The organism is Micromonospora sp. NPDC051925 (assembly GCF_044548625.1).
Taxonomy (GTDB): Bacteria; Actinomycetota; Actinomycetes; order Mycobacteriales; family Micromonosporaceae; genus Micromonospora.
Map to the genome: position 1 here is coordinate 1 of NZ_JBIUCH010000019.1, position 22,267 is coordinate 22,267.

The 22,267-nt window shown below is 67.9% G+C and carries 16 protein-coding genes and 2 CRISPR repeat arrays; of the genes, 10 read left to right on the forward strand and 6 right to left on the reverse strand.

Going from position 1 to position 22,267, the window contains the following annotated elements:
* Nucleotides 1-56 precede the first annotated feature (56 nt).
* The gene (locus tag ACIG87_RS24025) at nt 57-302 is read right to left on the reverse strand and encodes a hypothetical protein (protein ID WP_396853386.1); all 246 of its coding nucleotides are present in this window, start codon (nt 300-302) and stop codon (nt 57-59) included.
* Between the two features lie 371 nt (nt 303-673).
* Here ACIG87_RS24025 and ACIG87_RS24030 point away from each other — a divergent pair, with 371 nt between their 5' ends.
* The 4 genes from ACIG87_RS24030 (at nt 674) to ACIG87_RS24045 (ending at nt 3,359) form a co-directional block, all read left to right on the forward strand.
* On the forward strand, nt 674-1,174 hold the full coding sequence (locus ACIG87_RS24030) for an RNA polymerase sigma factor (RefSeq protein ID WP_396853388.1): 501 nt from the start codon (nt 674-676) through the stop codon (nt 1,172-1,174).
* A gap of 68 nt (nt 1,175-1,242) precedes the next feature.
* Nucleotides 1,243-1,926, forward strand: a complete 684-nt coding sequence (locus ACIG87_RS24035) for a hypothetical protein (RefSeq protein ID WP_396853389.1) — start codon at nt 1,243-1,245, stop codon at nt 1,924-1,926.
* 264 nt (nt 1,927-2,190) lie between these two features.
* Nucleotides 2,191-2,793 (forward strand): matrixin family metalloprotease, encoded by a 603-nt coding sequence (locus ACIG87_RS24040; RefSeq protein WP_396853391.1) that lies wholly within the window; start codon nt 2,191-2,193, stop codon nt 2,791-2,793.
* Nucleotides 2,794-2,807: 14 nt separating this feature from the next.
* Nucleotides 2,808-3,359 (forward strand): hypothetical protein, encoded by a 552-nt coding sequence (locus tag ACIG87_RS24045; protein ID WP_396853392.1) that lies wholly within the window; start codon nt 2,808-2,810, stop codon nt 3,357-3,359.
* 125 nt (nt 3,360-3,484) lie between these two features.
* Here ACIG87_RS24045 and ACIG87_RS24050 read toward each other — a convergent pair whose 3' ends face one another.
* The 4 genes from ACIG87_RS24050 to ACIG87_RS24065 all read right to left on the reverse strand — a co-directional run bounded on the left by ACIG87_RS24050 (nt 3,485) and on the right by ACIG87_RS24065 (nt 9,436).
* Nucleotides 3,485-4,576, reverse strand: a complete 1,092-nt coding sequence (locus ACIG87_RS24050; protein ID WP_396853393.1) for a hypothetical protein — start codon at nt 4,574-4,576, stop codon at nt 3,485-3,487.
* A 3-nt stretch (nt 4,577-4,579) separates the two neighbouring features.
* Nucleotides 4,580-5,929, reverse strand: coding sequence for a methyltransferase, FxLD system (gene fxlM / locus ACIG87_RS24055; RefSeq protein WP_396853394.1), 1,350 nt, complete (start codon nt 5,927-5,929; stop codon nt 4,580-4,582).
* Nucleotides 5,930-6,269: 340 nt separating this feature from the next.
* Complete coding sequence (locus ACIG87_RS24060; protein ID WP_396853567.1) at nt 6,270-7,046, reverse strand: transposase family protein; 777 nt, start codon at nt 7,044-7,046, stop codon at nt 6,270-6,272.
* A 114-nt stretch (nt 7,047-7,160) separates the two neighbouring features.
* Nucleotides 7,161-7,798: a CRISPR direct-repeat array (repeat unit 28 nt; unit sequence GGATCACCCCCGCATGCGCGGGGAGCAG).
* 636 nt (nt 7,799-8,434) lie between these two features.
* The gene (locus tag ACIG87_RS24065; RefSeq protein WP_396853395.1) at nt 8,435-9,436 is read right to left on the reverse strand and encodes an SAM-dependent methyltransferase; all 1,002 of its coding nucleotides are present in this window, start codon (nt 9,434-9,436) and stop codon (nt 8,435-8,437) included.
* A gap of 2,165 nt (nt 9,437-11,601) precedes the next feature.
* A CRISPR array of direct repeats spans nt 11,602-12,605; the repeat unit is 28 nt; unit sequence GGATCACCCCCGCATGCGCGGGGAGCAG.
* Nucleotides 12,606-13,097: 492 nt separating this feature from the next.
* On the opposite strand from ACIG87_RS24065, the gene ACIG87_RS24070 reads away from it, so the two are divergent.
* The 6 genes from ACIG87_RS24070 to ACIG87_RS24095 all read left to right on the forward strand — a co-directional run bounded on the left by ACIG87_RS24070 (nt 13,098) and on the right by ACIG87_RS24095 (nt 21,102).
* Nucleotides 13,098-14,132 carry a LacI family DNA-binding transcriptional regulator gene (locus tag ACIG87_RS24070; RefSeq protein WP_396853568.1) on the forward strand — a complete coding sequence of 345 codons (1,035 nt, stop codon included), beginning with the start codon at nt 13,098-13,100 and terminating at the stop codon, nt 14,130-14,132.
* Between the two features lie 79 nt (nt 14,133-14,211).
* Nucleotides 14,212-15,516 (forward strand): ABC transporter substrate-binding protein, encoded by a 1,305-nt coding sequence (locus ACIG87_RS24075; protein WP_396853397.1) that lies wholly within the window; start codon nt 14,212-14,214, stop codon nt 15,514-15,516.
* 67 nt (nt 15,517-15,583) lie between these two features.
* Nucleotides 15,584-16,555 (forward strand): carbohydrate ABC transporter permease, encoded by a 972-nt coding sequence (locus ACIG87_RS24080; RefSeq protein WP_396853399.1) that lies wholly within the window; start codon nt 15,584-15,586, stop codon nt 16,553-16,555.
* A 1-nt stretch (nt 16,556) separates the two neighbouring features.
* Nucleotides 16,557-17,432: a carbohydrate ABC transporter permease gene (locus tag ACIG87_RS24085; RefSeq protein ID WP_396853401.1), complete on the forward strand. Its 876-nt coding sequence runs from the start codon at nt 16,557-16,559 to the stop codon at nt 17,430-17,432.
* Nucleotides 17,429-19,669 carry an alpha-xylosidase gene (gene yicI, locus ACIG87_RS24090; RefSeq protein WP_396853403.1) on the forward strand — a complete coding sequence of 747 codons (2,241 nt, stop codon included), beginning with the start codon at nt 17,429-17,431 and terminating at the stop codon, nt 19,667-19,669. Before ACIG87_RS24085 ends, yicI begins: the two co-directional genes overlap by 4 nt.
* On the forward strand, nt 19,666-21,102 hold the full coding sequence (locus tag ACIG87_RS24095; protein WP_396853404.1) for a GH1 family beta-glucosidase: 1,437 nt from the start codon (nt 19,666-19,668) through the stop codon (nt 21,100-21,102). The genes yicI and ACIG87_RS24095 overlap by 4 nt, the downstream gene beginning before the upstream one ends.
* Here the strand turns inward: ACIG87_RS24095 and ACIG87_RS24100 are convergent.
* Complete coding sequence (locus tag ACIG87_RS24100) at nt 21,058-21,909, reverse strand: PP2C family protein-serine/threonine phosphatase (protein WP_396853406.1); 852 nt, start codon at nt 21,907-21,909, stop codon at nt 21,058-21,060. The genes ACIG87_RS24095 and ACIG87_RS24100 overlap by 45 nt on opposite strands.
* Nucleotides 21,910-22,267: the final 358 nt, after the last annotated feature.

A 22,267-nucleotide genomic window follows, 5' to 3' on the forward strand; every position in this document is an offset into this window, starting at 1 on the left:
ATCCTGCACTGGTCGTACTGGCGGCGAACATCCCAAGCCCGAGCCCGACGATCCCACTACCAGCGCAGACAGGCCAGGTGACGTTGGAGTACTAGGGCCCGGTCGATCTCCGACTGCCGCCACAGGCCCTCAAGCAGCCACACCGCCCCGATCGACACCGAGGCGGTGACATCCGCCGGCACCGACGCATCGGCGCCGTCCTCGCCCAGGTAGCGGTTGATCGAGGCGACCAGCCCGGCGGTACCGAGCCGGTCCTCGCGGCCGAAGTTGTGCAGCACCTCGGCCTGCGTAGTGCCGCCCACCCGGCGGTTGTGCGCGAGCTACACGTAACGGACCACCCTGCCGTCCTTGTTCTTCCGCTGGGTGGTCCGCAAGCGCATGCCCCCACGGCAAGATCGATCTTCCCAGGAAGATCCAAATCAGACACAGAAAGCGTGTGCCAACGTCCTCCAAGCCCTGCCGGCCCTACACAGAACCGCGACCAGCAACGATGCCGCCCAAGCAGCCCCCGTATGCCTACGAACTATGGAAGTCAGATTGCAGGGTAAACTACCGAAGTAGCCTGAAGGTGTCTTTTCATCCTTATCTGTCGATTCTCCCACCATCACTTGCATGTTGTGCGCATTGTTGTCGGTCATGTAACGCCTGGGGATCTGCCGGACATGGAGTGGGCATGCGGTTGACTCGGTTTGAACGGGAGTATGCGGCTCACTACAAGTCGATCTTCGCATACACGCTGCGCCGCACCGCTGACGTGCAGGACGCTAGTGATGTTGTCGCTGAGGTCTTCCTGACCGCGTGGCGGCGGTTGGACGATATGCCCGAAGGGCAACAGGGGCTGCTGTGGCTGTACGGTGTCGCCCGGCTGACCCTCGCGAATTACGACCGTGCCCGGCGGCGCCACGAGCGGCTGACCGCAAAGGTCCAGGCCTATGCCGCCTCGCCGGTGCTGGACACCTCAGCGGCGTATGACCAGGCAGATTCGGTGGCGGCGGCGTTCGGCCGCCTGCGCCCGGACGATCAGGACATCCTCGGCCTCGTCGCGGTGGAGGGCTTGACCCCGGCCGAGGCGGCTGGAGTGCTCGGTTGTACGGCAGTGAACGTCCGCGTGCGACTGCACCGCGCGCGAGTCCGCTTCGCTCGGGAGTTGAGCGCGGAGGGCGTGATCCTGTAGCAAACATGTGGCGGGGTGTAACGCGGGGGTGCGTGCCGGACATGAGAAGTGGAGAAGGGGGTAACGGGATGAGCGATCGACTTGCGGACCTTGTCAGACAGGCGATGGCGCTCGACGCGGAGCGCGTCTCGGCTCTCGACGACGCCGAGGCGCGCCGCAAGTTGCTGACGCGGATCGTCGACCAGCCGTTGCCGCCTTCTCGGCAACCGCGCGCAGTGGGGCTTGCTCCGGTTCGCCGCCGTCGTCGCTGGGCGGTGAGTCTTGTCGGAGGAACTGCCGTGGCGGTCGCCGCCTTCGTGGCGTTGGGCGTGCCAGGGAACGACCCGGGGCCAGACCTCTCGACCTCGGGCGGTGCCGACGTCTTCGCGGGGCACCAAGCCGCACAGAGTTGCGTGGAGTCCTACACCCAGGCGGCATTGGCGCGGAGGGCCTTCGGCTTCGACGGGACGGTGACCAACATCGGTTCCACCGAATCCACCGCCGGCATGCCCGACGGCTATGTGCCAGTGACCTTCAAGGTAAATCGATGGTTCCGAGGAGGTGCGGGCCCGACCGTCGTCGTCGCGATGCCGCGACCGGAGGGTTCGTTCGGGCAGGACAGCACCGCCTACCAGATGGGGTCGCGGCTGCTGGTCTCAGGGGAGCCGCGCTACGACGGCGCGCCGCTGGCCGATCCGATCGCCTGGGCCTGCGGATTCACCCGCAGCTACACGCCCACCGAGACGGCTGCATGGCGGGAGGTGTTCCACTGAATCACGCCGAGACCAAATCGTGATACATCACTCATCGCTTTGGTTCACTCACTTTCAGTGGCGGTAGCGCGACTGCGACCAGGGCCACGACTACTCTTCGTCACCACAGGTTGGCAAGGAGTGATGCCCGCGAAGCGAATCTCCCAACGAGCGACGCATTGACGCACTAGAATCATTTCCTGGAGCGCGCTTCCGGCAACAAAGTATGGCTGGGGTACTGGCCCACCACAGCCGCCGTGGTCCCCTCTTCCGGCAAGGAGAAGAATGAGCATCGTCTCCAGGACGCCTCGCAGTCTATTTCGGACGGCCGCGATCGTCACCTCCGCCACGCTCGTCAGCGCCACGACGCTCGTCATGACAGCAGCCCCCGCATTGGCCTACGCACTACACGGGTGCAAGGTCTCCAGCACCACGGTCCAGTGGACCGACGGCACAGGTGGTGGCGCCTACGGCACCGTCGCGCAAAGCAGCGCCTCGGCCTGGCAAGCGACCTCGACGCCAATCTCCTTTTCGAAGGTCGCGTCAGGTGGGCACGTCGGCATTAACATCGCCAACTACGGCAACGTCAGCTACGACGGCATCACTCAAAAAGTCGGTGGCGGTAACCCGGTTTGCGGTAGCGGCGGTACCTGGACCACGAAACTTACCGCAACCTGGAATACCTATTACGCCGACGGCTATTCGGCGGCAAAGAAGCAGAGCGTGATGGCGCACGAACTCGGCCACGTCCTCGGGATCGCCCATAGCGGCATCGGTCCGTGTGTCAGCGTTCCGCTTGCCTACCCCACGACCGACCTGCGTTACGACAGCTGCCTGGTCAATGCCCCGAAAGCCGACGACGTCGCCGCAGCGAACTTCATCTACTGACCGGAGACCCGTACATGCTGAAAAGACTCGCCTTGGTAGTGATAGCTGCAGCGCTTCTGGCCGGATGCGGGAGCGCACCCGGCAGTGAGATCGCAGCACAGCCGGAAGGCCAAACTGATTTGAGTGCCAGCCGGGTCAAGGACTACGCCACCCTGGCTGAATTACGGGCGCAGAGCACGGCGATCGTTCGGGGGACGGTGGAGTCGTCCACCAGGGACAAGCTGGAGGACCTGCCTGTCACGATCTCAAAGGTGAGAGTGCGGGAAGTGCTCTGGGGCAAGGTGTCCTCGGATGTACTCGCCGTCCAGCAGGTCGGCGACGAGACCATGAAGCTGCACGACACCGGCGCGATCCTCGCCAAGGACCGGGAGTACCTGCTCTTCGTTCAACCTTTCCAGCTTAAGCCCGGCGAGCTTACCGGACGCTGGCTGATCACCGGTGACCAGGGCACGTTCGCACGCAGCAGCGACGGACACACCTTCCAGTTCGCTGGTGCGGGCGATCCGCCCGAACTACCAAGAACCGTCAGTGCCACCGCCGTCGAAACCGGCACCTTCCTCAACTGATCGAAAGTTCCCTCGGCGGAGCGGCCCGCACCACCGGGCCGCTCCGCCGCTCGCGGGCCGCCCATAAACGCCACGGCATCGCCCGGACGGCGGCCCGCTTCTTGACCTCGGGTCTTAAAGACCTGCTACATCGATGGTAGTTCACCAGTCCGGGCAATGACTGCTTCGCTCATTAGGAGGGCAGTAGTCAGCATCTGGACGTCGCGCGGGGGCATCGGGCTGCCAAGTGCGCTGTCCTCAACGATCTTCGCCAGCGGATCGTAATGATCCCGCCGCAATGTCGAGCTCCACTCGCGATGCGTGAGGATGTCGCGGGCAGCGTAGCCATCTGCGGCCTGGATAGCCGCGTTTACCGCGTGGTTCATGGTGGCTTCGAGGTTGGTGGTCTTGACACCGCCGCTGAGTTCAATGATCGACAGGGCGAGGCGGGTGCGGAACACGATCTGTGTGGGCGATGGGTCCAGAAGGTGGTAGTGCCTGGTCATCCGGTCGATACGGGTGGGGGTGGGCGGGTGGCCGAGCCCGGCTAGGCAGGCGGTGACGGCGGTTTCCCACGCCTCGCCCGGTTGGGTGTCATCGATGAGGCGTTGGGCGGCGGCGTGTTGGTGGCGGTGGAGGCGGGCGACTATGGCGACCTGGCGGCCGTCGAGCATGCGATGGCCGATGCCCTTGTGCCGCTGGAGGTGTTGCTCGGCTTCGTCCCAGCGGCCCGCGCTGGTCAGGGCGCGGGTGCCGTCGGCGAGGAGGACGCTCCACAGCCATCGCACCAGGTCGTGGTGAGTCTCTGGGGTGTGAGTGAGTGCGGTCGCTGGGACCGGTATGTCGTCGATGACGGTGTCAGCGCGACAGGCGACGGCTTGATAGAGGGTGTTGAGCAGTGTGAAGCCGTCGTCGTGGTCTCCTGCGCGGATGTGTAGGCGTGCGAGGTTGACCAGGGGTTCGAGGGCGCGACGGCCTGCCACGCCGCCTTGCTGGTCATGGTGGAGCCAGGCGTGTGCGTGGCGGTGGCACCAGGTGCGCGCGAGTTCGTGTTGGTCGCAGTCGGAGGCGATGAGTGCGGCCTGGTTGTGCACGCGTGCCGCGGCGGTTGGGTCGTTGTCGCGGTCTGCCTGGGCCGCGAGGTCGGCGAGCGCGCCGATCCTCGCGGGCAGTGCGGTGCAGGCGGGCCGTGACCGGGCGACGAGGGGGAAGTGGCGTGCTGTCGTCCCGGCGGACACGGGTTACTCCCAGATGACGGTGACTGGGTGGTGCGGTCGGTCGATCACGAATCGACCTTTGTCGGGGGCGTGTTCACCGGGTCGGGTGGTGGGGATCTCGAAGCGCACGTTGCGGGTGCGGTAGTCGCTGTCCCATCGTGCCGTTTCCTCGGTGACGATGTCGGCGAGGGCGACGCCGTCGGGGCCGTGGCCGATGACGCCGATCTCGTAGCGTTTCTGCCCGTCGACAGGTGCGGCGGGTCGGAGGGTGAGGTAGGCGAGGCTGGGGCCCTCGACGGTGGCCATGGCGCCCCACTGGGGGTGCATGGGGGTGACCTGCCCACGGTCGACGGCGTCGCGTGCGGTGTTCATCCGCAGGATCGAGTTGGGTAGGCGCAGGGCGAGCCACAGCTCGATCCACTCGTAGGGGACCATCGGCGGGAAGATCACGCCGGTCCACTGGGTGTACGCGGTCGTGTCGAGCACGCCGGTGAGCTGGTCGGCGTTGACGGCCTGGTCCTTGTTGACGGCCAAGGTCACGTCCTGCTGTGCGTTGATCGCGACGATGCGGCGAGCGTCGTCCAGGCTTCCGCGCAGAGGCATGAACACGGCGAGTTGACTGTCGATGCTGACAAGGCCGTCGGGGGTACGGGTGAAGGCGATGGAGCGGGACGTGGCGCCGCGAAGGCGCATCGGCACCACCAGACGGCCGTCTGGTGCGAGTTGGTCCAGCCATGGGGTGGGGAGGTCCCACACGCCGACGGTGGCGATGATCCGGTCGTAGGGGGCGCGGGTGACGTGTCCGTGTGCGCCGTCGCCGAGGATCGCGGTCACGTTGCTGGCGCCGGCGGTGGCGAGGTGGTTGGTCGCGCCGTCCACGAGGTCGGCGTCGACATCGATGGTGTAGATGTGTCCGGTGGGTCCGACGAGGTGGCCCATGAGGGCGGCGTTGTAGCCGGTGCCCGCGCCGGCCTCCAGGACGATGTGGCCGGGTTGCAGGTCGAGTTGTTCGAGCATCATGGCGACGATGCGGGGCTGGCTCGCCGCGCTGATCTTGGTGCCGTCAGCGGCGAACTTGGTGTAGACCGCGCCGTCGAGGTAGGCGGCTTTCGGGGTGACGCCCGGCACGAACAGGTGTCGGGGAACGGTGGCGAAGGCGTCGCGTACGGCGGGGGTGCGGATGACCTTCTCGGTGATCAGTCGTTGGGTCATGATGTCGCGCAGGGCGTCGGGGGTAGCGGAGTCGTGATCGCTGACAGTAGTCACTGGGGCAACCCTAGTGGTCGGAGGTGGGTCGGAGGCGAACGACACCACGGCGTCGAAACCGAGGGTGCCGGTCATCGCCAACGCCGCCATGGTGGACAGGTCGGGCACAGAGATTCCGGCCCGGTTGGCGTGGAAGATGATGTGGTGGGCGAGTACCGCGCGCAGGCCGCGGTGTAGTCGGCCTTCCCAGGAGAGAGCTAGCTAGAAGGTCTTGGCCGGCCTTCTCGAACGCCTCGATCCATGGCGTCCATCTGGTGAGTGGGCCGTCCGGGAGCGTGCAGAGGCTGAGTGGGTTGACGGTGAGTAGTTTCGTCATGGCCCGTACGAGCGGTTCGCGCTGTTGATCGTTGTGCAAGGCGGGGTCGGCGTGGGTAAGCGGTCGCTCTTGGGCGACTTTAAAGGACGTCTCGTAACTCGGTGAAGGCGTTGCCCGGCACCGGTGCTGGTGTCACCCCGCGAGGATGATGTTGTGGAGGTGGGCGATGCCGGAAGCGGTGTCGGCCAATGTGCTGGCGGCTCGGCGGTAGTCGCGCAGGATCTTGAAGGTCTTCATCCGAGCCAGGGCGTGCTCGACCTGGGCGCGGACGGTGCGGTGCTGCTTGTTCAGGTCCGCTTTCCACTTGGGTAGTTCGCTGCCGTCGGCGGGCTTGCGGTACGGGATGATCACTTCGGGGTTGCCGCGGTAGGCGCCGGCCATGACGATCCGGCCGGTGAGTCTCTGGTCGACGCCGGAGGTGCGGTAGACGATGGTGTCGTTGCGGTTACCGGGTTGCGGATCGCCGAGGGCGACGACGAGGCGGGTGTGGGCGTCGATGGCGACCTGCAAGTTCGCCGAGTAGCGGTAGTTCTTGCTCGGGGCGGCCAGGCGGCGGTCCCGGGTCGGGATGAGGGTGCCGTCGACGATGGTGATCTGGTCGATGCGTCGTCGGCGTCGCGGGGTGAGGGCGAGCAGGGGGCCGAGGGTGTCGATGACCCGGTGCGCGGCGGAGTGCGATACCCCGAACAGCGGTCCGACCTGCCGCATCGTCAGGTTCGTGCGCCAGTACGCGGCTACCAGCAGCACTCGGTCGGCGAGGTCGAGAGACCACTGCCGGCCCGGCCGGCCGTCAGCGATCACGTCACCACCCCGCTCGGCGACCAACCTGACCAGCCTGCGGAACTGGGCGGGCTGCAGCCCAGTGAACGGGAAGATCCACTCCGGGCGAGCCGCCGTGATCACCTGCACCACGACATGATCCACCATGGACCTGCGTCCGAGTTACGAGACGTCCTTTAGAAAGGTCGCTGACGCCCGCATGGGCGGAGCAGTGCTACTCGAGGGTGGAATCCATGCCCCGGAAGATCACCCCCTCATGCGCGGGGAGCGGCGGCCGGGTGCTGCCGGCGACGAGGCGTGGTTCGGATCACCCCCGCATGCGCGGGGAGCAGCCCCCACCGGGTCACTCCACGCAGACCAGGTGCGGATCACCCCCGCATGCGCGGGGAGCAGATCGCGTCAGGCGAGCTGACCGGCGGCGAGCAGGGATCACCCCCGCATGCGCGGGGAGCAGGCCAGGTGCATCCGGCCACGCCGCTTGCTTTGCGGATCACCCCCGCATGCGCGGGGAGCAGAAGCCGGGCACCGTGGACGACCTGACCGAGGTGGGATCACCCCCGCATGCGCGGGGAGCAGGCAAAGAGGCATGGCGCGACGACGTTTCCGCACGGATCACCCCCGCATGCGCGGGGAGCAGGGCGCGACGATCGGCGCACCGCAGCTGCCGAAGGGATCACCCCCGCATGCGCGGGGAGCAGAGCTCGCCCAGCGTCAGCGCGTCCCGCCGGGAGGGATCACCCCCGCATGCGCGGGGAGCAGGCTTGCGCTTCAACGTATACATGTCGAGCAGTAGGATCACCCCCGCATGCGCGGGGAGCAGGCGAACTGCGCCGCTGCCTCCTCGGCGGCGGTCGGATCACCCCCGCATGCGCGGGGAGCAGTCTTCTTGACCTGGGGCGCTAAAGATCAACTGTGCTGTTTTTGTTCACTTTGGCTGACGGCTCGTTCATGGGGTCGGTCCTGCTTCCGCTGGTTGAGGCCGACGGTTGACGTACAGCGGATGGTAGTCAATGCGGACCCGGCGTCGGCGTCACATGGGCCAGTCGAGTTCCAGACCGGCTGGCCCTTGCGCCAGCCGTTGTTTCGTGGAGCTTGACGACGGTCCAGTGGCATTCGTGCCAGGGTGGGAACAAGTCCTGTCGGTCATGGCCGCCGTGGCCAGCGCGCGTCGGACGAGGCGGTGGACAGCTTCGTCTGCCTCGCCGTACTGCCGATTCGGCCCCGCCGTGCCGTAATGATCGCTCAGCGGACTCAACGGGTCCGGTTGGACAACGGGGTCGTGGCGGGGTAGGAGGGTCCGCCGCGTCTGTCGAGCTGCAAGATCAGCTTGGAAAAAGCTCATTGGATGGAAGACCGTCCGCTGATGCGGTACGCCGCCATTCGTCTGGCTCGACGACGAGATCGCCGACGCCGATTGCCGGTGGGGCGCCACGCACCACCGGCTTCCCGCGTTGCTACGCCGTGTCGTTCCGCATCACGGGTCGACGGGCGCTGATCTCGACATCGTTCATCAGCAGCTACGTAGCGATCCGGCCAATCGCGCCGTAGCCGAGCTGCCGCGACGGCGTTTGGGCATCCACGTCCAGACCCGGGTCCGGACGCCAGTCCGCCATCAGGGTCACCCCCGGATCAATCAGTTCCATACCTTCGAACCAGGACGTGAACGTCGCCTTGTCCCGCACATGGAGGGCCGCACCGACCCCGGCTTGGTAGGCAGCGACCATTCGGTCTACCTGTGCTCTTGTTTCCGCGTCCACCGTGTCGGCGGTGAGGTGGGAGATCGCGAGGTAACTGCCAGGCGCCAGGGCGTCCCGGTACGCCGCGATGAGCCCCTTCGGATCATCCTCGTCGGAGATGAACACGAGCAGCCCGCCCATGATGATCCCCACCGGCTGAGACAGATCGATCAACTCACGGATTGCTGGGTGTGCGAATACCTGCTCAGGGTGCCTCCCGTCGGCTTCCGCCATGGCTGCGAGCGGCTCCTTCGCGAGGATTTCCTCGCCGTGGATGACGGTCGATGGGTCGTTGTCCACGTAAATCACCCGAGCGCGGGGGTTGAGGGCGTGCGCCACCTCGTGCGTGTTGGTGGCAGTCGGCAGACCCGCCGCGATGTCGATGAACTGCTCCACCCCCTGCGCCACCAGATACCGCACGGATCGGCGCAGCCAGTCCCGGTTACCGCGAGCCAGCAGGTCGACGCTGGGTAGCGTCAGCTTGATGCGCTCCGCCTTCTGCCGGTCGATGGCGAAGTTGTAGAGGCCTCCCAGATAGTAATCGTAAATCCGTGCGATATTGGCGTTTTCCAGGTCAGCTGCCGCCCTGTCCGGGCGGTTGGCGATTGCCGTCATTCGAGCCCTTTCGGAGGTTTCTGCGGCGCGGGACCGGCTCGCCGGTCCGCCACATAATAAACCGACAACCATGGATATCGCGATGTTGTGTCCACCATGGATCGGACCGTGCGGACGTTCTGACGGCAACCGCCGCTCGTGGTCGTTGCTGAAGTTCATGGTTGTCATGAGCCGATGGGCTCCATCCAGGACCCTGACGCGCGGCGTACCCGGGAACCCGAGGTGCCGGGCCCTCTGAACCAGGGCCTGGATCTGAGACGGCGTTGACAGGGCGGCTCCCCTCGGGATCATGGCAGGGTACGACGGCATGACGAGGCTCCCGGTCGAGGTTTCGGGCCTTGGCCGACGTGAGCCTCGCACCCATCGATCACCGGGCCCGCCACACCCACCCTGAGCTGCAAGATCAGCCTGGAAAAGGCTCAGTGGATCTCTACCGGCATCCCACCCTGAAGCGGGGATCACCCCCGCATGCGCGGGGAGCAGACTGCTTGACCTGGGGCGCTAAAGATCAACTACTTCTTTTCCTTCACTTTGGCTGACAGCCCGTTCATGTGGTCGGTCCTGCTCCGCTGGTGGGTCCGCTGTTGTGTATAGAGGATGGTAGCCAGCGCGGAACCTGCCGATGGCGTTGTGAGCCGCCCCGTGGTCGTGACGGTTACCGGGTTCACTCGGCGACGGTCGGCGGCGATGTCGATCAGGTCGCTGTCAGTTGATGCGTACACCGTGATGGCTGTGTCGGGCTCCCTGCTCGGTGACGTCGTTGCTGGCGTGCCCTCTCCGTCTGCATCGATGTCGATGCGGAGGGTGGGTCGGTCGACCAGGCCGATGGCGAGGGCCTATGCAGCCTCCGTACGCCATGCTCGTCTCGGTCTGCGGTCGTCGCTGGCACGTCAACGGCGAACATCCGCGCGGCCTGCATCCGTAGCTGTTGCCGCTTGGCCCGTCCGGCAGCGGACAGACTCCCACTATCGGCGTACCTCATACACCCGGCATGGAACGACCGTCATCGACGTTCACCGACACGCCGCATGTGACCAACCGGAACCGAACCGACCACAGACGTCAGCGATTCAACCGCGGTAACCGCCTCGACGTGCGTAAGCGGCTCGGCTGAACGTTAAGGGAGTTGGCCTCCTGGCGGGAGGGCGTCTCTGTGGAGCGCGTTTACATGGTCGGTTGGCCTGAACCGGGGCAGGTGCCCCGGCTGCCGATTGGCTGGTGCGGCGGGGCGGGATTGCCCCGGGGTGACGCCTACTCGCGCGCCGCAGGTGCTGCACTGACTTTGAGGGGCCATTCTCGGACTCCTTCAGGGAACCGATAGTCCGGGTGGGGGTCCACCTCTGGTTCCCTGCCGGAACCGGATGCCACGACGACACGGAGATAGACCGTCGTGCCATCCTCGCAGTTGATCCGAAGTGCGGAAGGCGACAGGTGGACCCCGGGGTAGTCGCACGTCTCCCACGACTTGAAGGTGGGCGGACGCGCGTAGTCCAGTAGTTGCGTCGTGAAGGCGAGCATTCGGGCTGCTCGCTGTGTGGGCGGGGGCATCTCCGCCGGGAGCGGCACCCCAGCCGGGGCCGGACGTGGTTCCTCGGCAGCCCAGAGCAACGCAGACGAACCGGACTGATAGGTGACCTTGACCCCAGGGGGCGATTGTCCGCCGGGGCGGGTGTCACCGCCGTAGCGCAGCACCCCCGCAATATCGGGGTGTTCGCTGGCGCGAATCAGTGCCGCAAGCGGGTCTAGAACTTCGGTCACCTGCATGTATCGGACTCCATCCTCGCACATAAGGGCAGCTCAGGCGGCACGGCTCAGTCTAGTACGGCAGTCCGGGTCCGTTATGTAGATGGCCGGCGATGAGTTCAGCCTGACCGGGGCTGGTCGGCGCGTCTGCGGGCATGGAGAAGGCCACCGGTTGATCATGCGCAGTTTGTGAGGACAAGTGAGGATCGTGTGGTGGCCGCTGGGCGCAGCGTAGATGCCGAGAGATGGTTGGCGGAGTTCGACACCGGGTTCGCGTGGATCGCGGGCCGGTTCTCCCGGGTCGAGCCGCGCCGGCAGGGCGCGGGCGTTCCTGTGCGGACTGTTGTCGGATGTGGACACTCGATCGTGTTGGCAGTTGGCCGAATAGGCCGGGGACGCCTCGCCGCATGCGATGCAGCGGCTGTTGGGCGAGGCAGTCTCGGACGCCGACAAGGTCGGCGATGACGTGCGCGGCTACGTGATCGACGCGCTCGGTGACCCGGGTGGGGTGCTGATCCTCGATGACACCGGTGATCTGAAGGGGGCTTACACACTATCGGGGTGCAACGGCAGTACAACCGAGCCTCCACGGATAACCCCCGCATGCGCGGGGAGCAGCGCACCACCCGGATCAACGAGACGTACGCGCCGGGATCACCCCCGCATGCGCGGGGAGCAGCAGACCCCGAAGTCCTTGATGCGGTCGATCCACGGATCACCCCCGCATGCGCGGGGAGCAGGGGATGGTCGGCCGATTCACGAAGCGCCCGAAGGGATCACCCCCGCATGCGCGGGGAGCAGTTGCCCTAACCGTCGGCGTAATCGTCGGCGTTAGGATCACCCCCGCATGCGCGGGGAGCAGATTTCTTCGCCACGACGCTGATGAGCAACGGCGGGATCACCCCCGCATGCGCGGGGAGCAGAGGGGGTGCCCCGACGGCGAGCCGAGATCAGCAGGATCACCCCCGCATGCGCGGGGAGCAGCCTCTGGCCTACCCAACCTTCGAGCGGAGCGCCGGATCACCCCCGCATGCGCGGGGAGCAGGACGTGTCGGTGGTTTTGACGGCGGTCGGGTCAGGATCACCCCCGCATGCGCGGGGAGCAGCATCTGGGTGGTCACCACTGGGTCACCGCCTTGGGATCACCCCCGCATGCGCGGGGAGCAGCGCCTGGCCGCCGAGGCCAACCTGCCCATGCTGGGATCACCCCCGCATGCGCGGGGAGCAGCTGAACGTGGCCGCGCAACTGGTCGGCCGGAAGGGATCACCCCCGCATGCGCGGGGAGCAGGATCGACTCCTCGTCGTCGTCGAGCTGGGCACGGGATCACCCCCGCATGCGCGGGGAGCAGGGCCGCGTCGTAGGAGCCGAACGTCGTGACGTCGGATCACCCCCGCATGCGCGGGGAGCAGTCGGCCTCGGCGACCCGCACCCGGATCGGGGTGGGATCACCCCCGCATGCGCGGGGAGCAGCGGTCGTCGCCGTGCCCCAGCCGCCGGTGACGGGGATCACCCCCGCATGCGCGGGGAGCAGCCCTCGATCTTGCGCATGGTCTGGGCGACCGACGGATCACCCCCGCATGCGCGGGGAGCAGACTTCCTGACCTGGGGCGCTAGAGATCAACTACGTCGTTTTCAATCACTTTGGCTGACAGCCCGTTCATGTGGTCGGTCCTGCTTCCGCTGGTCGAGGTCGGCAGTTGGGGCCACGGAGCATGGTAGCCAAGGCGGACCCCGGCGATGGCGTCGTACACCCTTCTCTCATCAAGCTTGATCTTGGCCTGTTGGGCGAAGAGGCCGAGCGTCGAAGACGACGGTCGGCGGCAGGCTGAGGTTGGCGGCGGCGTGCGCGGCGCAGGCCGTCGCGGACGGCTGCCGCGCAGGATCGACGTGCGGGAGGCGCGGGCGGAGCGCGGGCGCGCGGGCGGCAAGCGAGGCGGGGCGCGGCTGACGTGACTCCCTCGACATCGGCTATTGACGTCGCCGTAACAGGGGTTTAGCGTCTGTCGAACCGCTTCGTCGAACCGCTTCGACGATCATTCGAATGCGGTCCCCTGCCTGGCCGGAGGAGGTGCGCGGTGGCCACCATGCAAGACGTCGCCCGCCTGGCGCAGGTCTCGGCCAGCACCGTTTCCTACGTGCTCACCGGTGCCCGGCCGATCTCCCACGCCACCCGGGCCAAGGTGCTCGCCGCCATGGCCGAGCTCGACTACCAGCCCAACGCCATGGCCCGTGGTCTGGCCAGTCGGCGCAGCCGGATCCTGGGCCTGCTGCTGCCGATGGACGAGCGCGGCCTCGGCGCGACCGAGACGGCGTTCGTCACCGGGGCCGCCGCGGCGGCCAGCGCCGTCGGCTACCACCTGGTGTTGTCACCCGTCGGCGGTGGCGGCGACCTCGACGACCTGCGCCGGCTGGCCAGCCAGCGGATGTTCGACGGCGTCGTGCTGATGGAGGTGCAGCTCACCGACGAGCGGGTCACCGCGCTCCAGCAGGCCGGTGTGCCGCTGGTGCTGATCGGGCGTACCGGGGACACCGACGGGCTCTCCTACGTTGACATCGACTTCGAGCAGACCGTGCGGGAGGCGGTGGCGCACCTGGTCGGCCTGGGGCACCGGCAGATCGTCTACGTCAACCACTCGGCCGAGACCCTGACCAGCGGTTACGGGCCGGCTTTGCGTACCCGGGACGCCTTTGTCACGGCCATGACCGGCCACGGCCTGGAGCCGGTCATGATCCCGGCCGAGGACAGCGCCGCTGGCGGGCGGGCCGCGCTGGCCGCCGCCTTCGCGCGGGCGCCGGGCCTGACGGCCGTGCTGGCCATGAACGAGACGGCGATCTTCGGCATGCTCGGCGAACTGACCGCGCGTGGGCTGTCCGTGCCCGACGACGTGTCGGTCGTCTCGATGGTCACCTCGCCCCAGGTCGCCGAGCTGGCCACCCCGGCGTTGACCGCGATGACGTCGCCCGGGTCGGCGATGGGCCGGATCGCGATCGAGGCGCTGGTGCGCCACCTGGACGGGACCGGTGCCGAGCGCCACCAGCAGCTGCTGCCGTGCGCGCTGGAGGTCCGGGGATCGACCGCAGCACCACGAAGCCGCCAACCGATGGGGGCTGACCAGTAGAAACGGCCCGTCGTCGCGCGGCAACGCGACGACGGACCCAGCGAAGTACCGGGCTCGATACTCAACGAGGAGGATAGCAATGCAGCGATTCCGCCGGATCGTCGCCGCGATCGCCCTGGCGGCGACCGCGACGACCACCGTGGCCGCGTGCGGGGGCGACGACAGCGGTGACGACAGCGGGGCCAAGACCCTCAAACTCTGGCACTACGAGGGCGAGAACAGCGCGATGGGGATCGGCTGGGACCGGGCCATCGAGATCTTCAAGACCGAGCACCCGGGCGTCGAGGTGCGCTTCGAGCGCAAGGCGTTCGAGCAGATCCAGCAGAACGCCGGCATGATCATCAATTCGTCCGAGGGTCCGGACATCATGGAGTACAACAAGGGCAATGCGACGGCCGGCCTGCTGTCGTCCCAGGGCCTGCTCACCGACCTCAGCGGCGAGGCGGACAAGCGCGGTTGGGCCGACAAGCTCAGCCCCAGCCTCCAGACCACCGCCCGGTACAGCGACAAGGGCGTGATGGGGTCGGGCAACTGGTTCGGCGTGCCGAACTACGGCGAGTACGTCACGGTCTACTACAACAAGGACCTGTTCGACCGCAACGGCGTCAAGGTGCCCACCACCATGGCGGAGCTGACCGGCGCGATGGACACCTTCGTCGGCAAGGGCATCACCCCACTGGGCATGGCCGGTGCCGAGTACCCGGCCGGGCAGCTCTTCTACCAGCTGGCCCTGTCGAAGGCCGACCGGCAGTTCGTCGACAACTACCAGCTCTACAAGAACCCGGTCGACTTCCACGCCGACCCGCTGAAGTACGGTGCGGAAACCTTCGCCGACTGGGTGCGGAAGGGCTACGTGGCCAAGGACTCGGCGAGTCTCAAGGCCGAGGACATGGGCACCGCGTTCATCGCGGGCAAGACGCCGATGATCGTCTCGGGGAGTTGGTGGTACGGCCGCTTCAAGGCCGAGATGAAGGCCAACTGGGACACCTTCCTGTTCCCGGGCAACACCCTGAACGCCGGCTCGTCCGGCAACCTCTGGGTCGTCCCGACGAGCAGCAAGGCCAAGAGCCTGGCGTACGACTTCATCGACATCACCCTGCGCCCGGAGATCCAGGACCTGATCGGCAACAACGGTGGTATCCCGGTGGCCGGCGACCCCGCCAAGATCAGCGACCCGAAGGACCGCAAGCTGATCGGGGACTTCAACACGGTCAGCAAGCAGGACGGTCTGGCCTTCTACCCGGACTGGCCGGTGCCCGGCTACTACGACGTGCTGGTCGGCGGCTTCCAGAGCCTGATCAACGGGTCCAAGTCCCCCGATCAGGTGCTCGACACGATCGCCAAGCCGTACGCCGATGGCGTCAAGGAGATCACCGGCAAGTGACACGGCGAGCGGCGGGCGCGACCGGCACGACCGACGTGCCCGCCCGCCCCGCCGGGAAGGATCCTCCATGGCAGTCTCCGACACCGTCGCCGCCACACCGTCGGCGGCGACCCCCACCCCCGCGCCTGCGTCCCGGCGTCGACCACGAGGCCGCGACGCGGCGTACTGGCTCTACCTGCTCCCCGGAGCGGTGCTGTTCATCCTGGTCATCGGCGTGCCGCTGGTCGGCACCGGCTACCTGTCGCTGACCCGGTGGTCGGGCGTCGGTGACCCCACCTTCGTCGGGTGGGACAACTACCAGCAGTTGCTGCGCGACGAGGTGTTCTGGGCGTCGTTCCGCAACACCGTGGCGATGATCGTCGCGATGGTGGTGGTGCCGACCCTGCTCGGGCTGCTGCTCGCCTCGGTGCTCTTCGACGTCATCGGGCGTCGGTTCAAGCCGCGTACGGCGGCGGCGTTGCGGGCCGCGTTCTATCTGCCGCAGGTGCTGCCCGTGGTGGTGGCCGGCATCGTCTGGGGCTGGATCCTGCGCCCCGACGGCGCGTTCAACAGTCTGCTCGACGCGGTCGGTCTCGGGGCGCTGCGCCACGACTGGTTGGGCGACCCGGACACCGCGCTGCCGGCGGTGATGGCGGTGATGATCTGGGTGCAGATCGGCTACCCGGTGGTCGTGTTCATGGCGGCGTTGCAGCGGGTCGACCCGGAGCTGTACGAGGCGGCCGAGGTCGACGGGGCGAACTGGTTGCGCCGGTTCCGGGCGATCACGCTTCCACAGATCCGCCCGGAGACCTTCGTGGTGGCCCTGACCTGCACCATCGCCGCGTTGAAGGTGTTCGGGCCGATCTTCGCGCTGACCCGGGGCGGCCCGGAGAACTCCACGAACGTGCCGTCGTACTTCGCGTACTACACGTTCTTCAAGAAGCTCCAGGTCGGGTACGGCTCCGCGATCTCCACCGTGCTCACCGTGATCATCGTCGTGGTGGCCGTGGTCTTCATCTGGGTGCAGGCCCGCAGCGAGCGCCGGGACCGGGGGTTCTGAGATGGCCGTCACGATCACCGACGCCCCCCTCCGCCGGCCGGTGCGCGACCGGCACCACCGTGGCGTCAGCCGCTGGGTGGTGCTCGCCGGAGTCACCGTGGGCGCGCTCGTCATGCTGGTGCCGTTCGCGTTCATGCTGCTCAACGCGTTCAAGTCGCCCGGTGACTACTCGTCGGGCGGCCCCCTGAGCTGGCCGACGGAGTTCTACACCAGGGGTCTGCGGACGTACTGGTCCGAGGTGAACTTTCCGCTCAAGTTGTGGAACTCGGCGCTCATCGCCGGGTCCGTGGCGGTGCTCGGCGTCCTCGTGTCGCTGCTCAACGCGTACGCCCTGGGTATCGGCCGGGTCCGCGGCCGGTTGTGGATCGTCGGGTTGTTCCTGCTGGCCAACATGTTGCCGCAGGAGGCGTTGATCTACCCGCTGTACTACGCCGCCAAGGAGATCGGCCTCTACAACACCCGACCGTCGGTGATCATCATCTTCACCGTCATCCAGAGCGCGTTCGGCACGTACCTGCTCGCCTCGGTGCTGGGCACGTTCCCGCGCGCGCTGCTGGAGGCCGCGGCGCTCGATGGCGCCGGCAAGTGGACGGTGCTGTGGCGGGTGATCTTTCCGAACCTGCGGCCGACCCTCGCCGTCCTGCTCATCTTCTTCTTCATCTGGACCTGGAACGAGTTCCTCATCCCGCTGGTCATGCTGATCGACAACCAGACACAGACCATCCCGGTCGCGCTCGCGTCGCTGCAGGGTGACCGCCTGATGGACGCCCCGACGACCAACGCCGGCGCGTTGATCAGCCTGGTGCCGGCCATCCTCTTCTTCCTCATCTTCCAGCGCACTCTGGCGCGTGGCATCACGGCAGGAGCCGAGAAGTGAAGTTCACCGACGGGTACTGGCAACTGCGCCCGGGGGTCAGCGTGCTGCGCCCCGGCACGGTGGAATCGGTCGAGCCCGACGACCGTGGTTTCACCGTCTTCGCGCCGGCCGGTCGCATCAACGGTCGGGGCGACACGCTCAACCGGCCCGTCGTCACCGTCCGTTTCTTCTCCCCCGCGCCCGGCGTGGTCGGAGTCACCATCGGCCACCACAACGGCGGACTGCCCCGTGAACCCCACTTCGGGTTGAACACCGACGACACGCACCCGGTCACCGTCGACATCACCGGCATCAGCGCGTCGCTGACCACCGGCGAGCTGACCGTCCGGGTCGCGCTGGTCGACGGCTGGCGGGTCGAGTTCCGGCACGGCGACCGGCTGATCACGGCCTCCACCGGTCGCAGCGTCGGAATCGTCGCCGACGGCGAGGGCCGCCGGTACGTGCACGAGCGGCTCGCTCTCGGCGTCGGCGAGACGGTGTACGGGTTGGGCGAGCGGTTCGGCCCGTTCGTGAAGAACGGACAGACGGTCGACGTCTGGAACGCCGACGGCGGCACCGCCAGCGAGCAGGCGTACAAGAACGTGCCGTTCTATCTCAGCAGCGCCGGCTACGGGGTTTTCGTGGACCACCCGGAGCACGTGTCGTTCGAGGTCGGCTCGGAGGTCGTGGCGCAGACGCAGTTCAGCGTCGAGGGCCAGTCGCTCACCTACCACGTCATCGACGGGCCCACCCCGAAGGACGTGCTGCGCCGCTACACGGCGTTGACCGGCCGACCGGCCCGGGTGCCCGCCTGGTCGTACGGGCTGTGGCTGTCCACGTCGTTCACCACGTCGTACGACGAGAAGACGGTGACCGAGTTCGTCGACGGGATGGCCGAGCGGGACCTGCCGCTGTCGGTGTTCCACTTCGACTGCTTCTGGATGCGCCAGTTCCACTGGGTGGACTTCGTCTGGGATCCGGCGACCTTCCCCGACCCGGAGGGCATGCTGCGCCGACTGCACGAGCGCGGCCTGAAGGTGTGCGTGTGGATCAACCCGTACATCGCGCAGCGCTCGTACCTCTTCGAGGAGGGCCGCCAGGCCGGCTACCTGGTGCGCAACCCGGACGGGTCGGTGTGGCAGTGGGACAAGTGGCAGGCCGGCATGGCGCTCGTCGACTTCACCAACCCGGACGCGGTGGCCTGGTTCACCGGCAAGCTCAGGGCGCTGCTGGACATGGGCGTCGACTGCTTCAAGACCGACTTCGGTGAGCGCATCCCGACCGACGTGGTGTGGCACGACGGGTCGGACCCGCAGCGCATGCACAACTACTACTCCTACCTCTACAACAAGGCGGTCTTCGAGCTGCTGCGGACCGTGCGTGGCGAGGGCGAGGCGGTGCTGTTCGCCCGCTCGGCCACCGCCGGCGGCCAGCAGTTCCCGGTGCACTGGGGCGGCGACTGCGAGTCGACGTTCGTCGCGATGGCCGAGTCGCTGCGCGGTGGGCTGTCCCTGGCGTCGTCCGGCTTCGGCTACTGGAGTCACGACATCGGCGGCTTCGAGGGCACCCCCGACCCGGCGGTGTTCAAGCGGTGGATCGCGTTCGGCCTGCTCTCCTCGCACTCGCGGCTGCACGGCTCCGGCTCGTACCGGGTGCCGTGGGCGTACGACGCGGAGGCGGTGGACGTGCTGCGCCACTTCACCCGGCTCAAGCTCAGTCTCATGCCGTACCTGGCGGCGACGGCCGAGGAGGCGCACCGGGACGGAATCCCGATGATGCGTCCGATGATCGTGGAGTTCCCGGACGATCCGGCCGTGGCGCACCTCGATCGGCAGTACATGCTCGGCCCGGACGTGCTGGTCGCCCCGGTGCTCAGCGCCGACGGGCAGGTCACCTTCTACGTGCCCGCCGGCACGTGGACCCACCTGGTCACCGGCGCGCAGCTCACCGGCCCGGCCTGGGTCACCGAGAAGCACGAGTACGACAGCCTGCCGGTGCTCGCCCGGCCCGGCGCGGTCATCGGGTTCGGGTCGCGCTCCGACCGGCCCGACTACGACTGGGCCGACGGGGTGGAACTGCGGCTCTACGCTCCAGCGGAGGGGCAACGGCAACGGGTACGGATCCCGGCGCCCGGCGAGGGGCCGGGCGCGCAGTTCGAGGTGAGCTTCCGCGGCGGGGTGGCGACCGCCGAGCTGGTGGCGGGCGAGTCGTCGGCGTACCACTGCGTGGTGGCCGGCACGGAGAGGTCGGGACGATGACGGCACGGAACTTCCCGGAGGACTTCGTCTGGGGTTCAGCCACGGCGGCGTACCAGATCGAGGGCGCGGCCACCGAGGACGGCCGCGGCCCGTCCATCTGGGACACCTACAGCCACACCCCCGGGCGTACCCGCAACGGTGACACCGGCGACGTGGCCGCCGACCATTACCACAGGTGGTCGCAGGACCTGGACCACATCGCCGAACTGGGGTTGGGCGCGTACCGTTTCTCGATCTCCTGGCCCCGGGTGCAGCCGGGCGGTTCCGGGCGGTTCCACCAGGCCGGCCTGGACTTCTACGCACGGCTGGTCGACGGCCTGCTGGAGCGCGGCGTCCGACCGGTCGCGACCATGTACCACTGGGACCTGCCGCAGGAACTGGAGGACGCCGGCGGGTGGCCGGCGCGGGAGACGGCGCTGCGCTTCGAGGAGTACGCGTCGGGGATCGTCGCGGCGCTCGGCGACCGGGTGCACACCTGGACCACGCTCAACGAGCCGTGGTGTTCGGCGTACCTGGGCTACGGCTCCGGCGTACACGCGCCCGGTCGGACCGAACCGGCGGCCGCGCTGGCGGCGGTGCACCACCTGAACCTGGCGCACGGCCTGGCCGGGCGGGTGGTCCGGGAGTTGGCACCGGACGCCGAGCTGTCGGTGACGTTGAACCTGCACGTCGTCCGGGGCGCGTCCGACTCGACCGCCGACTCCGACGCGGTCCGGCGGATCGACGCGTTGGCGAACCGGGCGTTCCTCGGCCCGATGCTGGACGGGGCGTACCCGGCCGACCTGCTGGCCGACACCGCCGCCGTCACCGACTGGTCGTTCGTGCGCCAGGGTGACGAGAAGCTGATCGCGGTGCCGCTGGACGTGCTCGGGGTCAACTACTACTCCAGCACCCTGGTCCGCACCTGGGACGGACACTCGGCCCGTTCCGACGCCGACGGGCACGGCGCCTCGGCCCACTCGCCGTGGGTGGGCGCCGACGACGTCGACTTCCTGCCGCAGCCCGGCCCGTACACGGCGATGGGGTGGAACATCGACCCACCGGCCCTGACCGAGTTGCTGCTGCGGTTGCATCGCGAGTACCCGGGCCAGCCGTTGATGATCACCGAGAACGGCGCGGCGTTCGACGACGTGGTCTCGGCCGACGGACGGGTCCACGACGACCGGCGGATCGACTACCTGCGCCGGCACATCGGCGCGATGGCCGACGCCCGCGCGCAGGGCGCGGACGTCCGGGGCTACTTCGTCTGGTCGCTGCTGGACAACTTCGAGTGGGGCTACGGCTACGACCGTCGCTTCGGCATCATCCGCGTCGACTACGACACCCAGGAGCGCACCTGGAAGGACAGCGCCCACTGGTACCGCCACCTGGCCACCAACGGCCAGCTGTCAGTTCCTGACTCTTCGAGCGTCGGGGTCGGCGTCAGCAGTTGACGGCGCAGGCGAGGGTGCGGAATGGTGCGCGGAGGTGAGGCGCAGGACGACGGCGGTGGCGTTGTCGCTGCCGCCCTCGGCCAGTGACTCGGCGAGCAGGGCGCGTACCGCGCGGCTCGGGTCCGGCTCGCCGAGCAGCTCACGGATCCGGTGGTAGTCGAGCTGGTCGCTCACCCCGTCGGTGCAGAGCAGCCAGGTGTCGTCCGGCCGCAGCGCCACCCCGAGCAGGTCCGGGTCCGGCCGGTCGGGGTGGCCGAGATAGCGCAGGAGCTGGTAGCGGGCTCGGGCCGCCTCCGGGGAGTTCGCCGACCACCAGCCGTGCAGCACCCCCAGCCAGGCCATCGTGTGGTCCACGGTCACCAGTTCCAGCAACCCGTCCCGCAGTCGGTACGCCCGGCAGTCGCCCAGTTGGACGAGCCAGGCCAGCTCGCCGTCCGGCTCGGCGACCAGGGCGGTCAGGGTGCAGCCGGCCAGTTCGTCCAGGGCGGCGCTGGCCCGGCGTACCCGGATCTGGGCCTCGGTGACCGCAGCGCGCAGCTCGCGGGGGCCGACGGTCGGCCAGCTGGCGTGGACCAGTTCGTGCAGGGTGTCCCGCGTGGTGCTGCCGGCGATCCGGCTGCCCTCGCCCTCGCCCATGCCGTCGACGACCGCCACGAACGGCAGTTCCGGGTCGACATGCAGGACGTCGAAGTTGGCCGGGTAGCGGTGGCCGACCACGGAACCGCCGGCGACCTTCCACTCGACCCGGCCGACGGGCAGCCGACGGGCCGCCTCGACGGGCTGGTCGGCGGTGCGGCGACGGAACACCAGCGGACGGTAGCACCGCTGCGGGCCGGGACCGGGGCGTCCGGCGTCGTGTCGGTGCAGGCCGATTCGTCTGTGGGTTCTCGGCGAAGGTGATCCGGGCCAGCGCGCTGACCAGCAGCGGATCAGATCCGGTGAGAAGCGCTACGGTGTCTTCTTCTCACCGAAACTGATCTCTCTGCTGGCCGCCGGTTGGTCTGTGGGTGGACAGGCGGTCGGCAACGCTTGCCAGTGCTGCGAGGTATGACGCCATAACCGCATCGACGGGTGGCCTGAAACGTAGCGTCCACGAGGGCTTCGAGAGCGGGGGTGACGATGGACTTCCCCACGCTGCTGAGATCCGCCTTTGGCCTGTTGATAC